Here is an 18,926-nt window from a genome sequence, read left to right as displayed (position 1 = left end):
CGCTAGTGTCCTGAGTTAGAAATTCGCAGACAAAAGCGTTCGATGCTGGCCAAGATGTCGTCGGCCGATTTGGTCCAGACAAACGGTTTGGGATCGGCGTTATTGAGTTTCAGGTAATGCCGAATGGCGTCCTCCAATTGACGGGTCGAACGATGGGTTCCACGGCGAATTTGTTTTTCAGTCAGCGTGGCGAACCAGCGCTCGACCTGGTTGAGCCACGAAGCCGAAGTTGGTGTGAAATGCACGTGGAAACGCGGGTGGCGGGCGAACCAATTGCGGATGGTGGGGGTCTTGTGCGTGCCATAGTTATCCATCACCAGATGAATGTCCAGGTCATTCGGCACCGACGCCTCGATCGTACGCAAGAATTTCAGAAACTCGCTGCTGCGATGACGTCGATGCAGTTGCCCAATGACTTCACCGGTGGCAATGTCGAGTGCAGCAAACAAGGTCGTCATGCCATGGCGCTGGTAGTCATGCGTGCGCCGTTCGGGAACACCGGGTGCCAGCGGCAAGATAGGCTGGGTCCGGTCCAGCGCCTGAATCTGGCTCTTCTCGTCAACGCACAGCACCATGGCCTTGAGCGGCGGATCGAGATAAAGCCCGACGATGTCGCGGGTCTTCTCGACAAACAGCGGGTCGGTGGACAGCTTGAACGTTTCCTGACGATGCGGTTGCAAACCGAAGGCGCGCCAGATGCGGCTGACCGCCGTTTGCGACAGCTTCGCTTCGCGCGCCATAGCCCGCGTGCTCCAGTGTGTGGCATTCGACGGTTGTTCCTCCAGCGTCTTGGCGATCACAACATCAACACGCGCATCATCAATCGTGCGCGGCGCATCGAGCAAACCATCCAGGCGCATGTGAACAAAGCGGGCGCGCCATTTCGATACCGTTTGGCGCGTCACCGCCAGCTTGACCGCCACCGCCTTGTTTTCCGCTCCGCCGGCACATTCCAGGACGATGCGCGAACGCAAAGCCAGTGCTTGCGCCGTCTTACGCCGTCTCGCCCAGGCATGCAATTGCTCTTTTTCCGCCGCGCTCAACACCAGTTCCGCTTTCGGTCTGCCTGCCATGCCGTCCTCGCCATGAAAACCAATAGGCGTCGGACAACTGATACGCAGAATAATTCAACGAACTTCTAACTCAGGACACTAGAGGCGGGATGGGCTATATAGCCGTGCGCGGTCAGCATTCGCACGAGCAGTTGCAGGTTGGCAGGCGTGTCGTCAATAATCAGGATTCTTTCTTTTCCCTCCCCGGGATCGCCCTTCTCGGTTGATGAAATGCTCATCCCGTTCTTTCTTATAAGCATCGGCGTTGATAAAGATGGGCCGGTCTTCCAAGCGCCCTAATCCCTGTTGGCCCTATTACTCTAAAGTCATCGTAGTGGAGCAAGTTACCATGAAGACGCTGCCTCAAGCGGGCGCAGAGTTCATCATATACCCTGAGAAATGAGATTGTAAGTAGGAATCGGCGCTCAATTGCCTGTTGGTTCATTGGATCGTATGGCATCAAGCCAGACGCGGCTTTCCGATTTTCAGCCGGCCTTATGCAATAAAAGCACCGGTCCTGCCGAGACCTGTTGGCTGTTCTTCAGTCTCAGGGGAAGCCACGCGATTTTCGGAAAAACCTGCCCGATTTTATCTTCCGGCCGGTGCCAAAACAGCATGCGACATGTAGTCTGCTATTTTGTATAGTTTCTACATGCCAAACGCAGCGTTAGCGACAAAAGAGGAAGCACATGGAGACCAAGTGGATCGAAGATTTTTTGTCCGTCGCTGCAACCTTGAACTTCAGTCGTTCAGCCAAGCTTCGCAACATGACCCAGCCCGCTTTCTCGAGACGCATCAAGGCGCTGGAAAACTGGCTGGGGGCGGAATTATTCGACCGCGCCGTCTATCCCACGCGCTTGACGCCGGCCGGCGAGACCTTTCTTGTGCATGCACGCGACATGCTGGCGCAGGCGATCCAGTCCCGCTCCGTCCTCAGGGGACAGACGGCGGATGTGCAGTCGGCCGTCTCGTTCGCGATGCCGCATACGTTGTCGCTGACGTATTTCCCGCAATGGCTTAGCGATGTGGAGCATACCGTCGGCATGATGGCGGTGCGGATGGTGGCGACCAATGTCCATGACTCGGTGATGGAGCTGGTGGGCGGCAATTGCGATCTGCTGATGTGCTACCACCATGCGTTCCAGTCTGTGGAGCTGGACAGCCAGCGCTATGAAACGCTGAAGCTCGGCACCGAATTTATCCGGCCCTATGCGAAGGCCGACGCATCCGGCAAGCCTGTGCATGGTTTGCCGGGAACGGAGGCCAGGCCGGTGCCTTTTCTCTGCTATTCGTCCAGCACCTCGCTCGGACGCATCGTCGAGAAGATCTTGGGAGACGGGCCGGCGCAGGTTCATCTTTTCCGTCGTTTCGAGGGAGACCTGGCAGAAGGCTTGAAGATGATGGCCATCCACGGACATGGCGTAGCCTGGCTGCCGGAGAGCACGGTAAGAAGAGAATTGAAGGATGGCGTGCTTGCGCTTGCGGCCGAGCCGCCGGAGCAGGGCGCAGAACCCGGCTCCGCTTCCTGGTGCGGCGAAATGGATATCCGCATCTATCGCGACCGCGAAAACAATAGACCGGCAGTAGAGCGTGTCTGGAATCATCTGTTGCGCAATGCCGCCCGGCAGCCTGTCAAGGAACATGAAGGGAAACAATGCATATCTGCGTTCTAGGCGCCGGCGTCATCGGCGTCACGACCTCTTATTCTCTGTTGGCAGCAGGTCATGAAGTTACGCTGGTCGATGCGATGGACGACGCGGGACTTGGCGCGAGCTACGGTAACGGCGCACAGCTCAGCTATTCCTATGTCGCGCCGCTTGCGGATCCCTCGGTCTGGACCAAATGGCCGCACTACCTGTTCGGTCGCAATTCGCCATTGGCGGTGAAGCCGACCACAGAGCTTGCGCAATGGACATGGCTGGCGCATTTCCTGCAGGCGTGCAATGCCGAATGCGTCAGGCAGACCACCGTCTCCCTGCTGCGGCTTGCGTTCTTAAGCCGGGACGAAATGGCGCGGCTGCGCGCCGCCGTTCCGCTCCGGTTTCAGCATCGGACCTCCGGGAAGCTGGTCATGTATACGGAAAAATCCTCTCTCGACGCCGCGCGCCGGCAAGTCGCCATCCAGGCACGCCACGGCTGCCATCAGGAGATTCTTGGCGCTGATGAATGCATCCGGCTCGAGCCCGCGCTCGGAGCTTCGCAAAGGGATTGGGCCGGCGGCGTCTATACCGCCGACGAAGAAGTCGGCGACTGTGCGCTGTTCTGTCAAGAATTGTTGAATGAATTACGGAAGAATGCGCGCTTTAGTTTCCAGAGCGGAACCACGGTGACCGGGGCAAGTGTGCGCAACGGGCGACTGGCTGCCGTAGAAATCAACCGCAAGGGCAAGCTGGATGCCGATGCCTTCGTGCTGACGATGGGAGCCCGCAGTGCCGGGTTTGCAAGGCAGGCAGGTTTTTCCCTGCCTGTCTATCCGCTAAAGGGATACAGCATCACGGTTCCGGTGGCCGGCTTATCGGTAAGCGAGGTGCCGAGCATTTCGATCACGGACTTTTCCAGGAAAGTCGTGTATGCGCGCATCGGTGACGACTTGCGCGTTGCCGGCCGGGTAGAGCTGGTCGGGTTCGATAAGCATATCCCGGCGCGCGCCATCGAGGAACTCAAAACCAGTACGGGCGAACTTTTTCCGCATGCCGCAGACCGCGTTGTGTCCACTGCACTGTCGCCGTGGACAGGGTTTCGCCCGGCGACACCGACCGGCCTTCCCATCATCGGGCCATCGCCGCTGAAGGGACTGTATCTGAATGTCGGACATGGCAGTCTCGGATGGACGCTCGCCTGCGGAAGCGCGTCTCTGCTCGCGCAGCAGATTGGTGGCGACACGACGGTACTGGATACACGCGCATTTCAGCTGGCAGCATGACTTTTTTAACGGTGGAGAAGAAGAAACAATGTAGTGAATGTTGGAGCAGGCGCAGCAAGTCACGCAGAAAGTCCTTTTAACAATGAAAAACAATGTCAAGGAGATAGCATGAAACTGAAAAAGACGATGACGGCAGTGCTGGTCGCCGCGTGCCTAACCGGCGGCGTCCATGCGCAGGAAAGCGGCACACTGAAAAAAATCAAGGACACTGGCGTCATAACGCTTGGCGTGCGCGATTCTTCCATTCCCTTCTCTTATCTCGACGACAAGCAGTCCTATCAGGGCTACTCGGTGGACTTGTGCATGAAGGTGGTCAACGCCGTACAGAAGCACCTCGGTCTGACATCGCTGAACGTCAGGATGAACCCGGTGACCTCGGCCACGCGCATCCCCCTGATGGCAAATGGTACGATCGACCTTGAATGCGGGTCCACCACCAACAATCTGGAACGCCAGAAGCAGGTGGCATTTGCTCCTACCACCTTCGTCACCGCCAACCGGCTACTTGCGAAGAAATCGGCTGGGATCAAGACCCTGAATGACATGAAGGGGAAAACCCTGGTGTCCACCTCGGGCACGTCGAATATCAAACAGGTGACCGCATTGAATTCGGAGCGTAATCTCGGCATGAACATCCAGGCGGCGAAAGACCATGCCGAAGCCTTCCTGATGGTCGAAACCGGACGCGCGGTCGCGTTCGCGATGGACGACGTATTGCTGTCTTCGCTTGCCAGCAGCTCGAAGTCGCCTGCCGACTACACGATTACCGACGAAGCACTGTCGATCGAGCCGTACGCGATCATGCTGCGGCGTGACGATCCGGAGTTCAAGAAGATAGTGGACGATGCCGTGGTCGCGCTGTCGAAATCCGGCGAAATCAATCGCATCTATCACAAATGGTTCCAGTCGCCGATTCCGCCCAAGGGAGTCAACCTGAATATTCCGATGAGCGAGGCATTGAAGGCGGTGATCGCCAAGCCGACCGATTCCGGCGACCCGGCAACTTACGCGGCGAAGTAGCGCACTCCCAGGCGAGGCCTGAAGCAAGCCTTCACGGTCTCGCCCAGCTCGTCCACCTCGCACAGCAATCCGGCCGATACTGCTTTGCGGAAGTCAGCTTTCCACATCCGGCTTTGGAATCGGCGGCGAAAACCTGAAGGCCACGCCAATCCGATTCCATACATTGACCGCGCCGATTGCGGCGGTCAGCAGCAATAGTTCCTTCTCGCTGAAGTGTTCAAGCGCCGCAGCATAGTCACGATCGGTGACGGAATTTTCCCGCAAGGAAGTAATGATTTCAGTCCACTGGAGTGCGGCCCGCTCTCGCTCGGAATAGATATCCACTTCTTTCCATACCGAGATCAAATCAATCTTTTCGCGCGGCACAGCCAGTCTCCACTGGCGAATCGCGTTCAGGTGGTACTGCACACAAAACGCGCAATTGTTGATCTGCGACGCACGCAGGCTGACCAGTTCGAGTAACGCCGGCTCCATGTCCTTATCGCTTGCGGCCTTTCCAAGTGCAATGAGCGCCGCTTCGACGGACGGGGCGATGCGGGACAACTGAGACCATTCACTGCGGCTGCCTGCGGACATGATGTGCTCCTTTGGATACTAAAGTTCCGGCATAACGAGCTATCAAGCTTACGGCTTTTTATCGAGGTGTCTATGCGAGAAACCGTATACCTGTCATGCAATCAGCCTGTATTTCCCGCATCATCTCGTGCCCGGCTACGTGAGGATGTAGCCGGGCCGCTGGCAATTTACGCGAGCACGTACCCATGCCGCGCCAAAGGCAGGGAACGCAGGCGTTCACCCGTGGCAGCAAACAATGCATTGCACAGGGCGGGCGCCAACGGCGGAACGCCCGATTCGCCGACCCCGCCGATCTTCGCGCCGCTTTCGATCAGTTCGCATTCTATGGGCGGCGTCTGGGCCAGATGAAGCATGGGATAGTCGTGGAAATTGGACTGCAGTATGCGCCCCTGATCGATGGTGATCTCGCCGAACATGGAGGCGGTCAGCGCCCAGATCGTAGCTCCTTCCATCTGGCGCTCGACGGTGGCGGGATTAATGACCGTGCCGCAATCCACCGCGCAAACGATGCGGTGGATTGTGATGCGCTTATCCTTTACCGATAGTTCGACCACTGCGCCGGAAATCGAACCCCACGCTTCGGACAACGCGACGCCAACATGATGTCCGGCCGGCACATTGCCCCATCGGGAACGCCTGGCAAGCCGTGACAACAGTTCGGCATGGCGGGGCTTGTCCTTGAGCAGCGACTGTCGGAACGCGACCGGGTCCTGTCCGGCCTTATGAGCGATTTCGTCTACAAAGCTCTCGAAAAAGAAGCAGTTTTGCGTATACCCTACGCCACGCCAAAAGCCGGCCGGAACCGAGGTATTGACCATCGCATAACGCACGGCAAAGTTCGGCAACGCGTAGGGCACGTCTACCGTGCCTTCCACCGATTTAGGATCGATGCCATCCTTTACGCGAGCAGGAAAATTGCGGATGTAGATCGATGAACAGGCAAGCCGCGTCTCCAATGCAGCGATGTGTCCGCGCTCGTCCAGGACCGCGGCAAAGCGCGCTGCTGCGGCGGGGCGGTAAAAATCCTGCTGGATATCTTCTTCGCGCGACCAGATCAGCTTGACCGGTCGCTGCGCGGCTTTCGATGCCAGCGCCGCCTGAATGAAAACATCGAACTCTTCGCGTCGACCGAACCCGCCCCCGGCGAATGTGGAGTGCACCACAATCCGCTCTTCCGGCAAACCCAGGTAGGGCGCAAGCTTGTGCGCGATTTCGCCGCATACCTGGGTCGGTCCCCAGATTTCCGCACGATCGCTGCGTACATCGGCAGTCGCATTGATCGGCTCCATCGTGGCGTGCGCGAGATAGGGAACTTCATAGTCCGCTTCAACACGGGTGCCGCTACCGGACAGGATAGTCTCCGGTGCGCCGACGCGCTTGGCAACAGCGGCGTCAGCGAGGGCATTCTTGAATCCCGCCATCAGAGTTTTGCTGTCAAGCATTGAGCCGGTCTGCGTTTGCCATTCCGGCTTCAGGCGAGTCAATCCCTGCTTGGCTGTCCAATAGCTGTCGGCGAGCACAACCACTGCACTTTCCAGCGGCACGACCCGCTTGACGCCGCGCACGGCAAGTGCCGGCTTGCCGTTGACGCGCTTCAGCTTGCCGCCGCGTACGGGACATGATGCAACCGTGCCGATCAGCATGCCGGGCACCCGGACGTCCACACCAAAGCCTGCACTGCCATTGGTCTTGAGAGGGATATCGAGCCGTGCCACCGGTTTGCCGATCAGCGTCCATTGTGCCGGGTCCTTGAGTTTCACCTCGGTGGGGCGGGGCAACTGCGCCGCCTTGGGTGCGAGCTCGCCATATCCCAATGCGCGACCGGTCGGTGAATGCACGACCTTGCCGAGCTGCGCATGGCATTCGGCCAACGGCACGTTCCATGTACGCGCAGCGGCGTCAATCAGCATGATCCGAGCAACCGCGCCGATGCGACGCAGCGGCTCGAACGACCAGCGCGCCGAGGTGCTGCTGGCAGTGGCCTGCACCTTGAACATACGATTCGCATAGACGGGATCGGTTGGCGCCAGCTCCGCGCGGACTTGTTTCCAGTCACACTCAAGTTCTTCGGCAACCAGCATCGGAGCGGAGGTATACACGCCCTGTCCGATTTCAGCGGAAGGCACCATGATGGTCACGGTGCCATCAGGCGCGATACGCAGCCATGCGTTGACGTTGTCCGGGTCCTGGGCGGGCGCAGCCTGCGCAAGCGCGGTGGGCAGTTTGAAGCCGAGCACCAGGCTGCCGGCGAGTACGCTGCCGGCCCTGAGAAAGCTGCGGCGGTCCATTGTGATTTCTTGCATGGTCCGCTCCTTAGATTTTTGGTATCGCGCGTTGGATTGCGCGCTCGACGCGCGGATAGGTGCCGCAGCGGCAGATATTCGTAATCGCCTCCGCAATATCGCTACGGCTTGGCTGGGGCTTTTCCTTCAACAGCGCGGCAACGGCCATGATCATGCCCGACTGGCAGTAACCGCACTGCGGCACCTGTTCGGCGATCCATGCCTGCTGCACCGGATGACTGTTATCTGCAGACAGTCCTTCTATCGTGGTGATCTTTGCCTTGCCTATTGAACCGACCGGCGTGATACAGGAACGAGCGGCCTTGCCGTCCACGTGCACAGTGCAGGCGCCGCAAAGTCCGGCGCCGCATCCGAACTTTGTGCCGTTGTAACCCAGGTAATCACGCAGCACCCAAAGCAGCGGCATGTCCGGATCGGCGTCCACCGTGTGCGGGGCGCCATTGACGTCAAACTTGTATTGCATGTCGAACTCCTCATGTAAATGTCGAAGCGAGGGAATCAGGAAATAGCACCGCCGCCGTGCGGATGCAGGCTGCGGGTAGGGCGGAAGGCAAGGGCTGGGAACGAGTCGTCTCTGAATATTGCGAGACAAGAACAAACTACTGGTGAAGTGTCGACGCCAACATCGGAAGAGCCCTTCAAGGTATGGGCTCCAACGGGAAAACTACCGAAGCAGGAGAATGGTGTTTGCATCGCAGGTCCGGCCGAAAGTTTGCGTCACTGTAGGACGTCCGATGCATCACTAACGCATGCGTATCGAACGGCGGCTTTACAGTGAGCAATCTCCCACCAGGCACCAACGGCGTTGCGCCGTCGATAGATGCCAAGCTGATCGCTTCTACCCACTCACGTCGGCATTTATATCTGGTATACAGGATGGAGTCAACGACAAGCAGCGGCCTTGATTGATCGAGATCGCGCGTTAAAATGCGGCTTGCATGTTAGGTCTTCCTGTCGCATACCTGGGCTCTCCTCGTCGGTAAATGGTGTGGGTGAAGGCGTCGATACAAAGCAAACTGCACACGAGTATTCATTGCAATATGTGCAAATGCTGAATGCGGGTATACGGTTTCGCTTATATGTAACTGCAAGGCAGGTATTGACAGTGTTCTGCGTTGGCCTGTATAAATTGAAACTGTAAGTGGGTAGAAGCGGTCGATTGAACAATCCGTGGTGCAATGCCACATCAGTTCAGTTGGAGATTGCTCACTGGCGGAGTACTCGTCAGTGGGTTTCAACGATATATCGACACTCCTGACAGTCCTCCAGAAAGCAGAACGCAGGTCTCGCCAGAGACATGCGCCTCCCTAACCTGAAGTACTGCGAGGAGAAACCCTCATGATTATCGACACCAGCTGTTACCCGACCAATCTCGTCGATCTGGCATGGCGCCACGATGGCGAACCCTTCACAGGCGAACGCCTGATCCAGATGATGGACGGTCCATTCACCATCAATGGCAAGCCGCGCCGCATCGACAAGGCGTTCATCCAGCCGCCGCAAGGCAACACGATTTACACCTATACCGACGGCGAAAAATCCGGCAGCGAATCGATCGATGCCTATATGGCCTATACGGTCGAGATGGTGAAAAAGTATCCGGATCGCTTCATCGGCTGCTTCGTCTATAACCCGCGCTGCGGCGTGCAGAACGGCGTCAACGCGATTGAATACTACGTCAAAACGCTCGGATTCAAGATGGTCCAGTTCCAGGCCAACATGCACGCATATCGCCCGGACCGCGCGCTGGACTGGCTGCGCCCGGCATTGCAGAAATGCGCAGAGCTCGGCGTGCTGGTCAAGCTGCATACCGGCGACGGCCCATACAGCATTCCGACCGAATGGGTTCCGATGATCAAGGAATTCCCAACGGTGAATTTCATCATGGCGCACTTCGGCGTGCAGACCGGCGGCGTCTATTGCTTCGAACCGTTCCAGCTCGCGATGGATCTGCCGAATGTGTATTGCGAATCGGGCTGGTGCCTGCAATCGCGTATCGTCGAATTCGCCAAGGTCCTGCCGACGCACAAGATCCTGTTCGGTTCCGATACGCCTCCGAATGAACCCGGCATGTGGCTGCGTCTGCTTGAAGTGCTTTGCATGGAGCCGCCGCAAGGCTTGAACCTCGATGAGGACACGCTTGAGGACTACCTCGGCAACAACGTCGCCCGCATGATCGGCCTTGAGCCGACACCGGTACCCCGCAGCCTCGACGAAGCGAAAGCCCGCCTCGCGAAAGCGGCGTGAGCGACTTCGGTCCCACGCGTTCCCTTTTTGAATTCGGAGATTTTTAATGATTATCGATACACACCTGCACCCGACCAATCTCGTCGACGAGGCATGGCGACACACCGGCACCCCGTTTACTGGCGAACGCATGCTCAAGATCATGGACGGTCCATACATGATCAACGGCAAACCGCGCCGTATCGACATGGGTTTCATCCAACCCCCGCCGGGCAATACCGGCTACCGTGACGGCAACCGCCGCGGCCGCGAAGGCATTCGCGACTACATGTCGTATATCGCCGAACTGTGCCAGAAGTATCCGGACCGTTTCATCGGCAACTTCACTTTCAACCCGCGCTGGGGCCCGGAAGAAGGCGCGCTCGAACTGGAACATCATGTGAAGGAATACGGCTTCAAGATGCTGAAGCTGCATGCCAACATGCACGGCTACCGTCCCGACCGCGCGTTGGACTGGCTGCGTCCGGCGATGAAGATGTGCGCGAAGTACAACGTGGTGGTGCTGATCCACACCGGTGACGGCCCGTACACCATTCCGACCATGTTCTATCCGATCATCCGTGAGTTCCCGATGGTCAATTTCATCATCGGTCACTTCGGCATCCAGACCGGTGGCAACTATTCGTTTGAAGCCTTCTGGATGGCGATGGATACGCCTAACGTGTATTGCGAATCGGGATGGTGCTTCCAGTCGCGCATCGTCGAGTTTGCCAAGCAGCTGCCGCGCAACAAGATCGTGTTTGGTACCGACACACCGCCGAACGAACCCGGCATGTGGCTGCGCGAACTCGAGATGCTGTGCGGCCCCGCGCCGCAGGGCATGGACCTCGATGAAGATGGATTGGAAGACTACATGGGCAACAATATCGCGCGCCTGATCGGTCTCAAGACCACGCCGCCGCCACGCAATGCGGACGAAGCGCAAGTCCGATTGACCGACACTTACGCCGGCGTCAAGTAAGTTAGGTAACTGTGCTGTGGACGGCACGCAAATGAATATTGCGTGCCGTCGAGCCGATTTAAAGAGAAAACAAAATGACTCTGTCAACTTCTCCAGGCCACCAGGATTTTCATCAATTCCTGCAGCATTACCGGGACAAGCATTCCGACGACGTACTCACCGTCAAGGAAGAAATCAGTACCGACCAGGATGCGACCGCCGTCGTGTGGGAACTTGCGTCGCAAGGAAAACATCCGCTGCTCGTATTTGAAAACGTGAAGGATCTGGGCGCGCAACTGGTGACCAATATCTTTGCGTCGCGCGAAAGAATAGGCCGCATGCTCGGTGTCGACGCCGCCGGCATTCACCAGGAATATCAGGCACGCAGCCGGCGTATGATGCCGCCGCGCCTGGTGCAAAGCGGCCCCATCGTCGATACCGTCGAGCAACGCCAGATCGATCTGACTACGCTACCCATCATCAAGCATTTTGCAACTGACCGCTGCCCATACATCACCAATTCCATTCTGGTAGCGGAACATCCGGATACCGGCGTCGGTAATGTCAGCTACCATCGTTCGATGCTGCATTCGAAGACGGAGATTGCGACCAGTCTGCATTCGCGCGGCCATCTGTGGCGCCTGTTGCAGATCGCGAAGGAACGCGGCAAACCCTTGCCAGTGGCGATGGTCATCGGGGCGCATCCCTTATTCATGCTGGCCGGCGCGGCCCGTCTTCCGTTCGGTGTTGATGAACGGGATGTCGCGGGTGGCTTGTTCGGTGCCCCGCTGGACGTGATCCGCACGCCGAAATATGGGATTGCCGTCCCGGCCTATGCCGAGATCGTGCTGGAAGGCGTGATCGATCCCGAAGCCAAGGTGGAAGAGGGACCGTTCGGAGAATTCACCGGTTATTCGTCGGATCGCTCGACCAATAACCTGTTCCGCGTCGAATCCGTGCTGCGCCGGCGCGATGCGATCCTGGTGGACGTGGTCGGAGGCAATTCTGCCGAGCACCTCAATCTTGGCCGGGTGCCGCGCGAATCCGAGATGGTTGAAAAGCTCAAGGAACGCTTCCCGGGCGTGACGGCTGTCCACTATCCGAGTTCGGGCACGCATTTTCATGCCTATGTCGCATTGAAGCAGATGCGCGCCGGCGAAGCACGTCAGGTGATGTTGGGTTTGCTTGGCTGGGACCCGTATCTGAAGACGGTTATCGCGGTCGATTCCGACGTCGATATTACGCGCGACGAAGAAGTCCTGTGGGCGGTCGCAACCCATCTGCAGCCACATTTAGATGTGGTGATCGTGGATGGCTTGCCAGGCAGTGCGCTGGATCCCTCGGCGTCCGGTGCCGGCACGACCTCGCGGATGGGGCTGGATGCCACGCGTGGGCCGAACTTCGACGGCATACGTGCGCAGATCGGACCGGAAAAGATGCAGCGGGCGATGCAGATACTGTCGGGTGTGAGAATGTGATTCCCTTTACAAGCTAGCCATAGTGAAAGCAGGGTAACCAACTGCTTTCACTATGGCAGGCAAGGGCAGCGTGATAACGACGGATCATCGTCCATAACGACAGTTTATTTTTTTGCCGCCTTCGCTATCTGATGTTTTTTAGGACTTCCCAGCTTTTCCTTCTCATATTGATCGAGACATAACAAAGTATCTGCATAAGACATAAACCGGTTGAGATAATCAGGTGAGATATCACGCATCAATGCTAGTGAGCGCAGCACCAGCATGTGGGAATTAATCGGTCCGGCATTCGTTGGCGCTTGCTCAAGTGCCTGTGCTACCTGTTTGTCAACGCTCAGTTTTGACCAGGTGTTTCTGAAATCCCGTATGGTCTTCAGTTCGGGACGCGATCCGGCATTCCCCCTCAGACGCGCATCCGCATTTTCCGGAGAATGTCGCTCAAGCCGGCGCACCAGCGCGCCCAAAGATGCGGATTGTTCGCGGGCCTGCAGAGTGGCGATAAATTGCCGTAATCCTTTGAAATCACCGGCGACAAAGAGACGCTGCAGATCGTCGGCCGCATGCGGATATTGCTGCACACTTCGGGCGACGGTTTCGCTGGCTTCGCATTGCGCTTGATCAAAGCGTTCTTTAAACACCGCCAGCGCTTGCGCCAGTTTGGCGTCGAGCATGCGTTTGACGCTTCCCCGATGCGCACTTGCGCGCCTGGCCAGCACTTCAATATAGTGCAAGCGCACAGGGTCAAACCGGTCCGCACCTGCCGCGCGCAGGGAAGCGATCAGCGCGTTGAAATCAACGGATGATTCCAGTGGCGCATCCATGCTTTCTCTGAGATCCGACTCATTCATGTAGCGGCATTTTTGGCATTGGCGGTTTTCGGCACGGGCGCCATTTCCACTCGTCGGTTTTGCGCACGCGCCGCGTCATCGGTGTTTGGCTGTACCGGCTGCTCGGAACCAAAGGCTGCTGCAAATACCATGGAAGACGGCATTCCTTCCTCGATCAAGGTACGGGTGACTGTCAAAGCGCGCTGGGCGGACAATTCCCAATTGTCCGCAAACGGGCCGCTCCGTATGCGCTTGTCATCGGTAAAACCGCTCACCATGAGCATTTCATCACGTGCCGCCAGATAAGCCCGCAGTGGTGTGACAAGGCTATTCAACAGTTGCCGGCCATCAGGCTGCAACTGGTCTGAATTGGGCGTGAACAGTACCTGGCCGCTGATGCCAATGCGCCCATTGTTCAAGGTGATGCGCCCCGTGGCCAACGGAATCGCCAGCGCTTTTTCCAGGCTCATGCGGCGCTGTTCTTCGAGCTGGCGCTTTTTCACTTCGTCTTGAAGATGCGATGTCAATTCCATCTGGACGGCCACCACACCCACCAATAGCAGCACAAAAGCGCCCAGCAGGCTCGACATCAGATCGCCAAAAGCGGGCCAGACCTGCGCGGCGTGTTCCACGCCAGCATCGCTGTCATCCACGCTGTCATTCATTACCTGACCTCTTCGGCAACCATGGTTTGCTTTGCCGGCAACTGGCGCAGCTCTTCAAGGACTTCTTTTTGCGACGCCATGCTCAGATCAATGATTTCACGTGCCTGGGCCACGTAATAGGCGAGTTGCTCGTCGCTTCTCGACATGGATTTGTCCATCGCGCCTTCAATGCGCTGCAGGTTGGCGATCAGTTTTTCATTGGCGTCATTGAACGATTGCACGGCAAAACCAAAGGCTTCGCTCAGGCTCGATACGTCGACAGCGCTGCTGGTGACGTGTGCGGCAACGTCGGCCAGCTTGGTGGCTTCGGTGGTTACATTGTCTGAAAACGCGCTGCCGGCCGCGTCGAGTGCCGCCGCGGAGGACGCGACCAGGGAATCGATCACGCCACGCTGTTCAAGGGAAGCATGATTGATCGCATTGAGCAGTGCGTTGAGTGTTTCCATAATACGGCTGCGTTCCTCAAGCAGTTCGTTGTCGCGTGCCACACTGTTGGATATTTCCTGACGTAATTGCCCAATCACTTCTGCCGCGGCACGTGGCGCTTCCGAGGCTGTCTGGATGAGCTGCGTGATTGGTTCTTCCAGCGCGGTGCCAAGGGTTGTCAAATGACTTGTCAGCGCAGTTTGCAACGCATTTTGCAATTGATCCAGCCGTTCAACCGCTGCATTGCCACGCAAGGCTTCTTCATCTTTGAGCGCGCCGAGTTCGCTACGCAACATGTTAGTCAGTTGATCCATGCGTTCGCGATGTTGCTCCATCCACTGCGTTTCAGAGGTAATGCGGGCGCGCATCAATTCTTCGGCGCACGCGATCAAGCGCGTTGTTTCGACCAGCGTATTGCTGGCGCTGATCTGCGCATGTTCGGTAATGTCTTGCGCGGTCCGGGTCAAGGTGTCGCAGATTTTCTGCTGTTGAGAAAGCGTTTGCGCGCTCGTTTGCTGCAATTCATGAGTGAGCGCCGCCGTCACTGCTTCCAACGACTGCGCCCAGGCCTGCTGTCGCTGTTTGTCGCGTTCTGCCTGATCGGTCTGCAGGCTGGCGTAGGCCTCGCCAACTGTGGCCACGAGAGCGCCTGCACGCTGCTCGAATGTTTCGTTGAATGCCTCCAGCGCGCGGCCCACACCCGTGACGATGCCGGCGCTTGCCTGTTCGTGACTATTGAGTGCCGCCGTCCAGGTTTCGGCCACGGTAGCGGCGGTAGCGCCGAACCGCGCAGAAAGTCCGTCGAGTTGCATCTGCACTGTATCGGCCATGCGTTCGTGCATCGCCGTCGATTCACGCGCGATCCCACTCATCGCAGCTTCGACCACGGGCTTGATGCTTTCGCCGGCAGCCTGCGCGCTTTGGCTCAAGCTCTCGCGCAGGGATTTATCCACTGCGCATGCCAGGTCGGTATAGACGCCTTTGACATTGCTGTGAAAAGCTTCTTGATTGCTGAGCAAGCGCTGGTTCAACTGGTTGCTCATGCCTTCCATCTGCGTCATCATCGCCTGCAATTTATCCACTACCGCGGGCAAGGCCTGAGATTGCAACTGCAGCGCCCTGAAGGTTTCCTGACGCTGATGGATGAGTGAAAAGCGGCGCAACACTGTGGCAATTTTGGTGTCCAGCAATTGCGCTGTCAGCATTCTTTCGCGCCGACTGAACGCCGACATCAAGCCCAGCATCGCCGATGCGGCAACCCCCGCCACCGAGGTGCCGAACGCCAACCCCAATCCCGAGACCGGCACTGCAAGTGCGGAGCGGATCGCCTGCAGATCGGTTGTTTTTTCGAGCGCAAAGACTGCACCCTTGAGAGTGACGACCATTCCCAGAAACGTACCGAGCATCCCCAACATTACGAGCAGCCCGACCAGATATGGCGTGAGGGCGGGGCCGGGCAAGCCGACACGTTCGCCCTCGATGCGCAATCGCACGGAATTTTGCAGTGAAGGATGCACGCCGACCAGCCACTTATCGAGGCCTGCGAGGTCGGTGAGGTTTGCAGGAATCGCCGCCAGCGCGGTTGTCAAGGTGGATGTCGCTTGACGAAACTGGCGCAGTTCGAGCGCGCCAAATACATAGACTGCGCCAATAATGCTTGTCATTGCCAGCGCCAGAAAACTGGAGTCGATAAATCCGGCACCGACCCAAACAATCCCAAGTGCGCCCAGGAAGAAGGCGACTGTAAATAAATGTCTATTCATTGCGTATCTTGTTTGAATGCTTCAAGGAGGCCCATCGTCGGTTGCAAGCGAAGCTCTATTTCAGCCAGCAACAGCATTTGCATGTCACTGCAAAAGCGCGCCAGCCAACCTCCTGCTTGCGTCCAACCGGCAGGGTTGTCTGCCTGCTGAGTATCAATAAGGTTCTGTTGATGTGTTTTGAACAATTGCTCAAAACGTTTTTTAAGAAGCGCTGGCACCTTCGAGAGCAACTTACTCTCGCGCTCGCGCAGTATCTTCTCAAGCGTCGCGTCCAGGTCGGCAAGTTTCCTGAGCCTTGGCGACGCCTTTGCCAGCGCTTCCCGGACGTTGGTCCGCAGAGGCTGAACGCCCAATTCCATGTCGCGCTGATGCGCTTCGTAAAACCGACGATACGGCACATACGCAGTCCCGAGGTCCATCGGAAGCTCAAGTGTAGGGGTGGGCAACTGTATGTGCGTCTTGCCCAGGTTGGGCGAGAAACTCTTCGTGATCGAATTTACCAGGATCGCCTGTATCCGGTCGAATTCGACACCGGCGGCGACACCCTCCGCAGATTGCGCTTCGGGCTGCGTTTTTGGCGGCCTTGCAATGCTGTCGTTGTGCACGGCAGACAGGGTGATTGCGTCGGCAAAGTGGATCCACTGGCCCAGCTTTTCTGCAAATGCATTCCCGCCACCGCCAGCATCTACAATGGCCAGGTCAGCGAGACAGCGAATGAGCTTCGAACTGTGGAAATTTGTACGCGCTAATGCTCGCGTCATATGCAGGTGGAATCAAAATCGAAAAAGGCAGGGGGCTGATAGTTCACGCCGCTATCCGCATGAACACTCATTTTGGTCCTGCTCTAGCGAATTTGAGCCACTTCGGCGGCCATTTCATGGCATAGACGAAGGCGCAATTATATCGCGGAAGAGCAGGAACTCAAAATAGCAGAAGTACAAGTCCGCCAGCGGTGATCTGGCTCACCTTGCGGGCGGGACTAGGAATTACTTCCTTTGCATTGGTTGCAGTTCTTCCGGAAGACTCTTTATGCTTTGGCGGAAAAAGGATCGCTCCTTGGGCTGCAGTGTCATCATCAGTTGTGTCAGCCGCTCCGCCGCACTATAAGCCTCCTTGCACAATCCTCTTTCATGCGCGCTGAACCATGCGTATTCCAGAAGCAGGTTGGCGATTTGCAATGCACCGTAACGCGTCCGTCCGGTGTCGTGTTCCTCCAGCACAAAAGCGGCAACGGTAGACCATCGCCCATATCCCTTGGCCTTGGAGAATGGCGCGTGAAAGGGACGAACCGCATCAATTACTTGTTCGACCTTCAATGGCGACTGGGCGCGAAAGTGATCGATATCATTTCTTCCTTTTGATTGGCAACTGCCGCGCGCAATGCGTAGCAGGAAGATCGTGTTCCACGCCGAATTTCCTCCTACGCCGAAGCGGTCGCAGATCCACTCGGACAGACCCAGCCAGCGTAGCGCCTGGGTCTGCACCGTATACTCGTCCTGCTCGCGGTTCGGATCGATGACGCCGTTCTGCCAGCATAGCCACATGGTTAATCCTATGTTTGCGGCAACGTCCTGCGCTGCGTCGATCGAATCCGCTTCATACGCCGCCTGCAGCGCATCCGACAGATCGGCGATCGCCTGCGTTGCAAACTGCATGCGGTCCGTTCGCTTGAGTCCTTTCGGATTCAAGGCCATGCCTTTATGAATCAGGGCGCGCAGATTCAAATACTCAAAACGCACGCGCGGGTTATACCTCACCACCGGCTGCAATGCCGGATCTGTTGCAAGCCGCTCCAGCTCGGCTTGTGCGGCAACCGCTTTACCACTGGTGTAATAGTTCCATCCTCGTGCGACGAACGCCATTGCCGAGATGGTCGGTATGGAAGCGACGGAAGCGGACGGTTTGAGGAATTCGTCGAGCCGTCCCAAGGTTTTCTGGCTCTGCCTTGAATGACCGTGCTTGCGCCATGCCAGACTTTCCTTCAACAGCGCGAGACTGAGTTGGAAACCGTCTTGCGCGGCATGTTGGGCAGCACGAAAACTTTCAGCCACGCTGGCGCTGGCTGTTACCGGAAATCCATCCTGCGCGACCCGCATCGCCTGGGTCAAATGATTCCAGTATGTGATGTCCTGCATCACATACGTTACGGGATCGCGCGGTACCGGCTCGGCTGCATCCAGCCCGAGGAAATGGGCAAGCGACTCCGGCGTTGCTTCGACGCCGTTCAGGTGCAAACGTAGCCGTGCGGCAGTCGCGGCATCCATCCAGAACGGCCCCTGGCTTCGCCGTGCCGGGTTCAGCAGTGCCGGTTCACAGCTACGCTCATGTCCCCAACCCACATCAATTCCCCAATTCCTGAAGTCCGCGAAAGCGCGCGAAACCGTCATGCGGACGTTGGCATTACCCGGAAAACGGGCTTGTACCGTGGCGACAGAAACGCTGACACCGGCAGTCCGCTGAGCGTAATAAATACGCAGCAGCAGCCATAGCGACTGAAAGCGCATCCGCTGTCCATTCACGCGATATGGCGGCGCGAGTTCGATGTCGGTGGCGTCTATGGAAGTCATGGAATCTTTAAATGAAGGCATTGATGCATCGGAATGTTACAGCGGTTACAGTGCGCAAGTTGGCCGGGGGCCGGAAAAAAACTATTCTCTCGTTCGCATTGAGCTCAATCGCCTTAATCAACCGAACCGCTTCCGAAAG

At 57.4% G+C, this 18,926-nt stretch carries 16 protein-coding genes; 6 read left to right on the top strand and 10 right to left on the bottom strand.

Going from position 1 to position 18,926, the window contains the following annotated elements:
- Positions 1-2 precede the first annotated feature (2 nt).
- Both D3871_RS23445 and D3871_RS23440 read right to left on the bottom strand, forming a co-directional pair.
- On the bottom strand, positions 3-1,073 hold the full coding sequence (locus D3871_RS23445) for an IS630 family transposase (protein ID WP_119771550.1): 1,071 nt from the start codon (positions 1,071-1,073) through the stop codon (positions 3-5).
- Positions 1,074-1,138: 65 nt separating this feature from the next.
- Entirely contained in the window at positions 1,139-1,291 is a 153-nt protein-coding gene (locus D3871_RS23440; RefSeq protein ID WP_147376883.1) for a response regulator, read from the bottom strand.
- Between the two features lie 450 nt (positions 1,292-1,741).
- Between D3871_RS23440 and D3871_RS23435 the strand changes: the two genes are divergently transcribed.
- From D3871_RS23435 to D3871_RS23425, 3 genes are all read left to right on the top strand, one after another.
- Positions 1,742-2,725, top strand: coding sequence for a LysR family transcriptional regulator (locus tag D3871_RS23435; protein WP_119771548.1), 984 nt, complete (start codon positions 1,742-1,744; stop codon positions 2,723-2,725).
- On the top strand, positions 2,707-3,975 hold the full coding sequence (locus D3871_RS23430; protein WP_119771547.1) for a D-amino acid dehydrogenase: 1,269 nt from the start codon (positions 2,707-2,709) through the stop codon (positions 3,973-3,975). The genes D3871_RS23435 and D3871_RS23430 overlap by 19 nt, the downstream gene beginning before the upstream one ends.
- A gap of 108 nt (positions 3,976-4,083) precedes the next feature.
- The gene (locus tag D3871_RS23425; protein ID WP_119771546.1) at positions 4,084-4,995 is read left to right on the top strand and encodes a transporter substrate-binding domain-containing protein; all 912 of its coding nucleotides are present in this window, start codon (positions 4,084-4,086) and stop codon (positions 4,993-4,995) included.
- Between the two features lie 93 nt (positions 4,996-5,088).
- Here the strand turns inward: D3871_RS23425 and D3871_RS23420 are convergent, their stop codons facing one another.
- The 3 genes from D3871_RS23420 to D3871_RS23410 form a co-directional block, all read right to left on the bottom strand.
- Positions 5,089-5,571: a carboxymuconolactone decarboxylase family protein gene (locus tag D3871_RS23420; protein ID WP_119771545.1), complete on the bottom strand. Its 483-nt coding sequence runs from the start codon at positions 5,569-5,571 to the stop codon at positions 5,089-5,091.
- A 167-nt stretch (positions 5,572-5,738) separates the two neighbouring features.
- Positions 5,739-7,874, bottom strand: coding sequence for a xanthine dehydrogenase family protein molybdopterin-binding subunit (locus tag D3871_RS23415; protein WP_119771544.1), 2,136 nt, complete (start codon positions 7,872-7,874; stop codon positions 5,739-5,741).
- Positions 7,875-7,884: 10 nt separating this feature from the next.
- Positions 7,885-8,337 carry a (2Fe-2S)-binding protein gene (locus tag D3871_RS23410; RefSeq protein ID WP_119771543.1) on the bottom strand — a complete coding sequence of 151 codons (453 nt, stop codon included), beginning with the start codon at positions 8,335-8,337 and terminating at the stop codon, positions 7,885-7,887.
- A gap of 875 nt (positions 8,338-9,212) precedes the next feature.
- Between D3871_RS23410 and D3871_RS23405 the strand changes: the two genes are divergently transcribed.
- From D3871_RS23405 to D3871_RS23395, 3 genes are all read left to right on the top strand, one after another.
- Positions 9,213-10,121 (top strand): amidohydrolase family protein, encoded by a 909-nt coding sequence (locus D3871_RS23405; protein WP_119771542.1) that lies wholly within the window; start codon positions 9,213-9,215, stop codon positions 10,119-10,121.
- 46 nt (positions 10,122-10,167) lie between these two features.
- On the top strand, positions 10,168-11,082 hold the full coding sequence (locus tag D3871_RS23400; protein WP_119771541.1) for an amidohydrolase family protein: 915 nt from the start codon (positions 10,168-10,170) through the stop codon (positions 11,080-11,082).
- A 74-nt stretch (positions 11,083-11,156) separates the two neighbouring features.
- Positions 11,157-12,539, top strand: a complete 1,383-nt coding sequence (locus D3871_RS23395) for a UbiD family decarboxylase (RefSeq protein ID WP_119771540.1) — start codon at positions 11,157-11,159, stop codon at positions 12,537-12,539.
- A gap of 104 nt (positions 12,540-12,643) precedes the next feature.
- Here D3871_RS23395 and D3871_RS23390 read toward each other — a convergent pair whose 3' ends face one another.
- The 5 genes from D3871_RS23390 to D3871_RS23370 all read right to left on the bottom strand — a co-directional run bounded on the left by D3871_RS23390 (position 12,644) and on the right by D3871_RS23370 (position 18,787).
- Complete coding sequence (locus tag D3871_RS23390; protein ID WP_158598029.1) at positions 12,644-13,360, bottom strand: DUF2894 domain-containing protein; 717 nt, start codon at positions 13,358-13,360, stop codon at positions 12,644-12,646.
- Between the two features lie 23 nt (positions 13,361-13,383).
- A complete protein-coding gene (locus tag D3871_RS23385; protein ID WP_199724899.1) occupies positions 13,384-14,031 on the bottom strand; it encodes an OmpA family protein in 648 nt (215 codons plus the stop codon).
- A complete protein-coding gene (locus tag D3871_RS23380; RefSeq protein ID WP_119771538.1) occupies positions 14,031-16,220 on the bottom strand; it encodes a DUF802 domain-containing protein in 2,190 nt (729 codons plus the stop codon). Before D3871_RS23380 ends, D3871_RS23385 begins: the two co-directional genes overlap by 1 nt.
- Complete coding sequence (locus tag D3871_RS23375; protein ID WP_119771537.1) at positions 16,217-16,981, bottom strand: DUF3348 domain-containing protein; 765 nt, start codon at positions 16,979-16,981, stop codon at positions 16,217-16,219. The genes D3871_RS23380 and D3871_RS23375 overlap by 4 nt, the downstream gene beginning before the upstream one ends.
- 225 nt (positions 16,982-17,206) lie before the next feature.
- On the bottom strand, positions 17,207-18,787 hold the full coding sequence (locus D3871_RS23370) for a hypothetical protein (protein ID WP_119771536.1): 1,581 nt from the start codon (positions 18,785-18,787) through the stop codon (positions 17,207-17,209).
- Positions 18,788-18,926: the final 139 nt, after the last annotated feature.

The organism is Noviherbaspirillum saxi, assembly GCF_003591035.1.
Taxonomy (GTDB): domain Bacteria; phylum Pseudomonadota; class Gammaproteobacteria; order Burkholderiales; family Burkholderiaceae_D; genus Noviherbaspirillum; species Noviherbaspirillum saxi.
The sequence above is the reverse complement of the archived record's forward strand: the minus strand, read 5'-3'. Positions and strand labels throughout refer to the sequence as shown.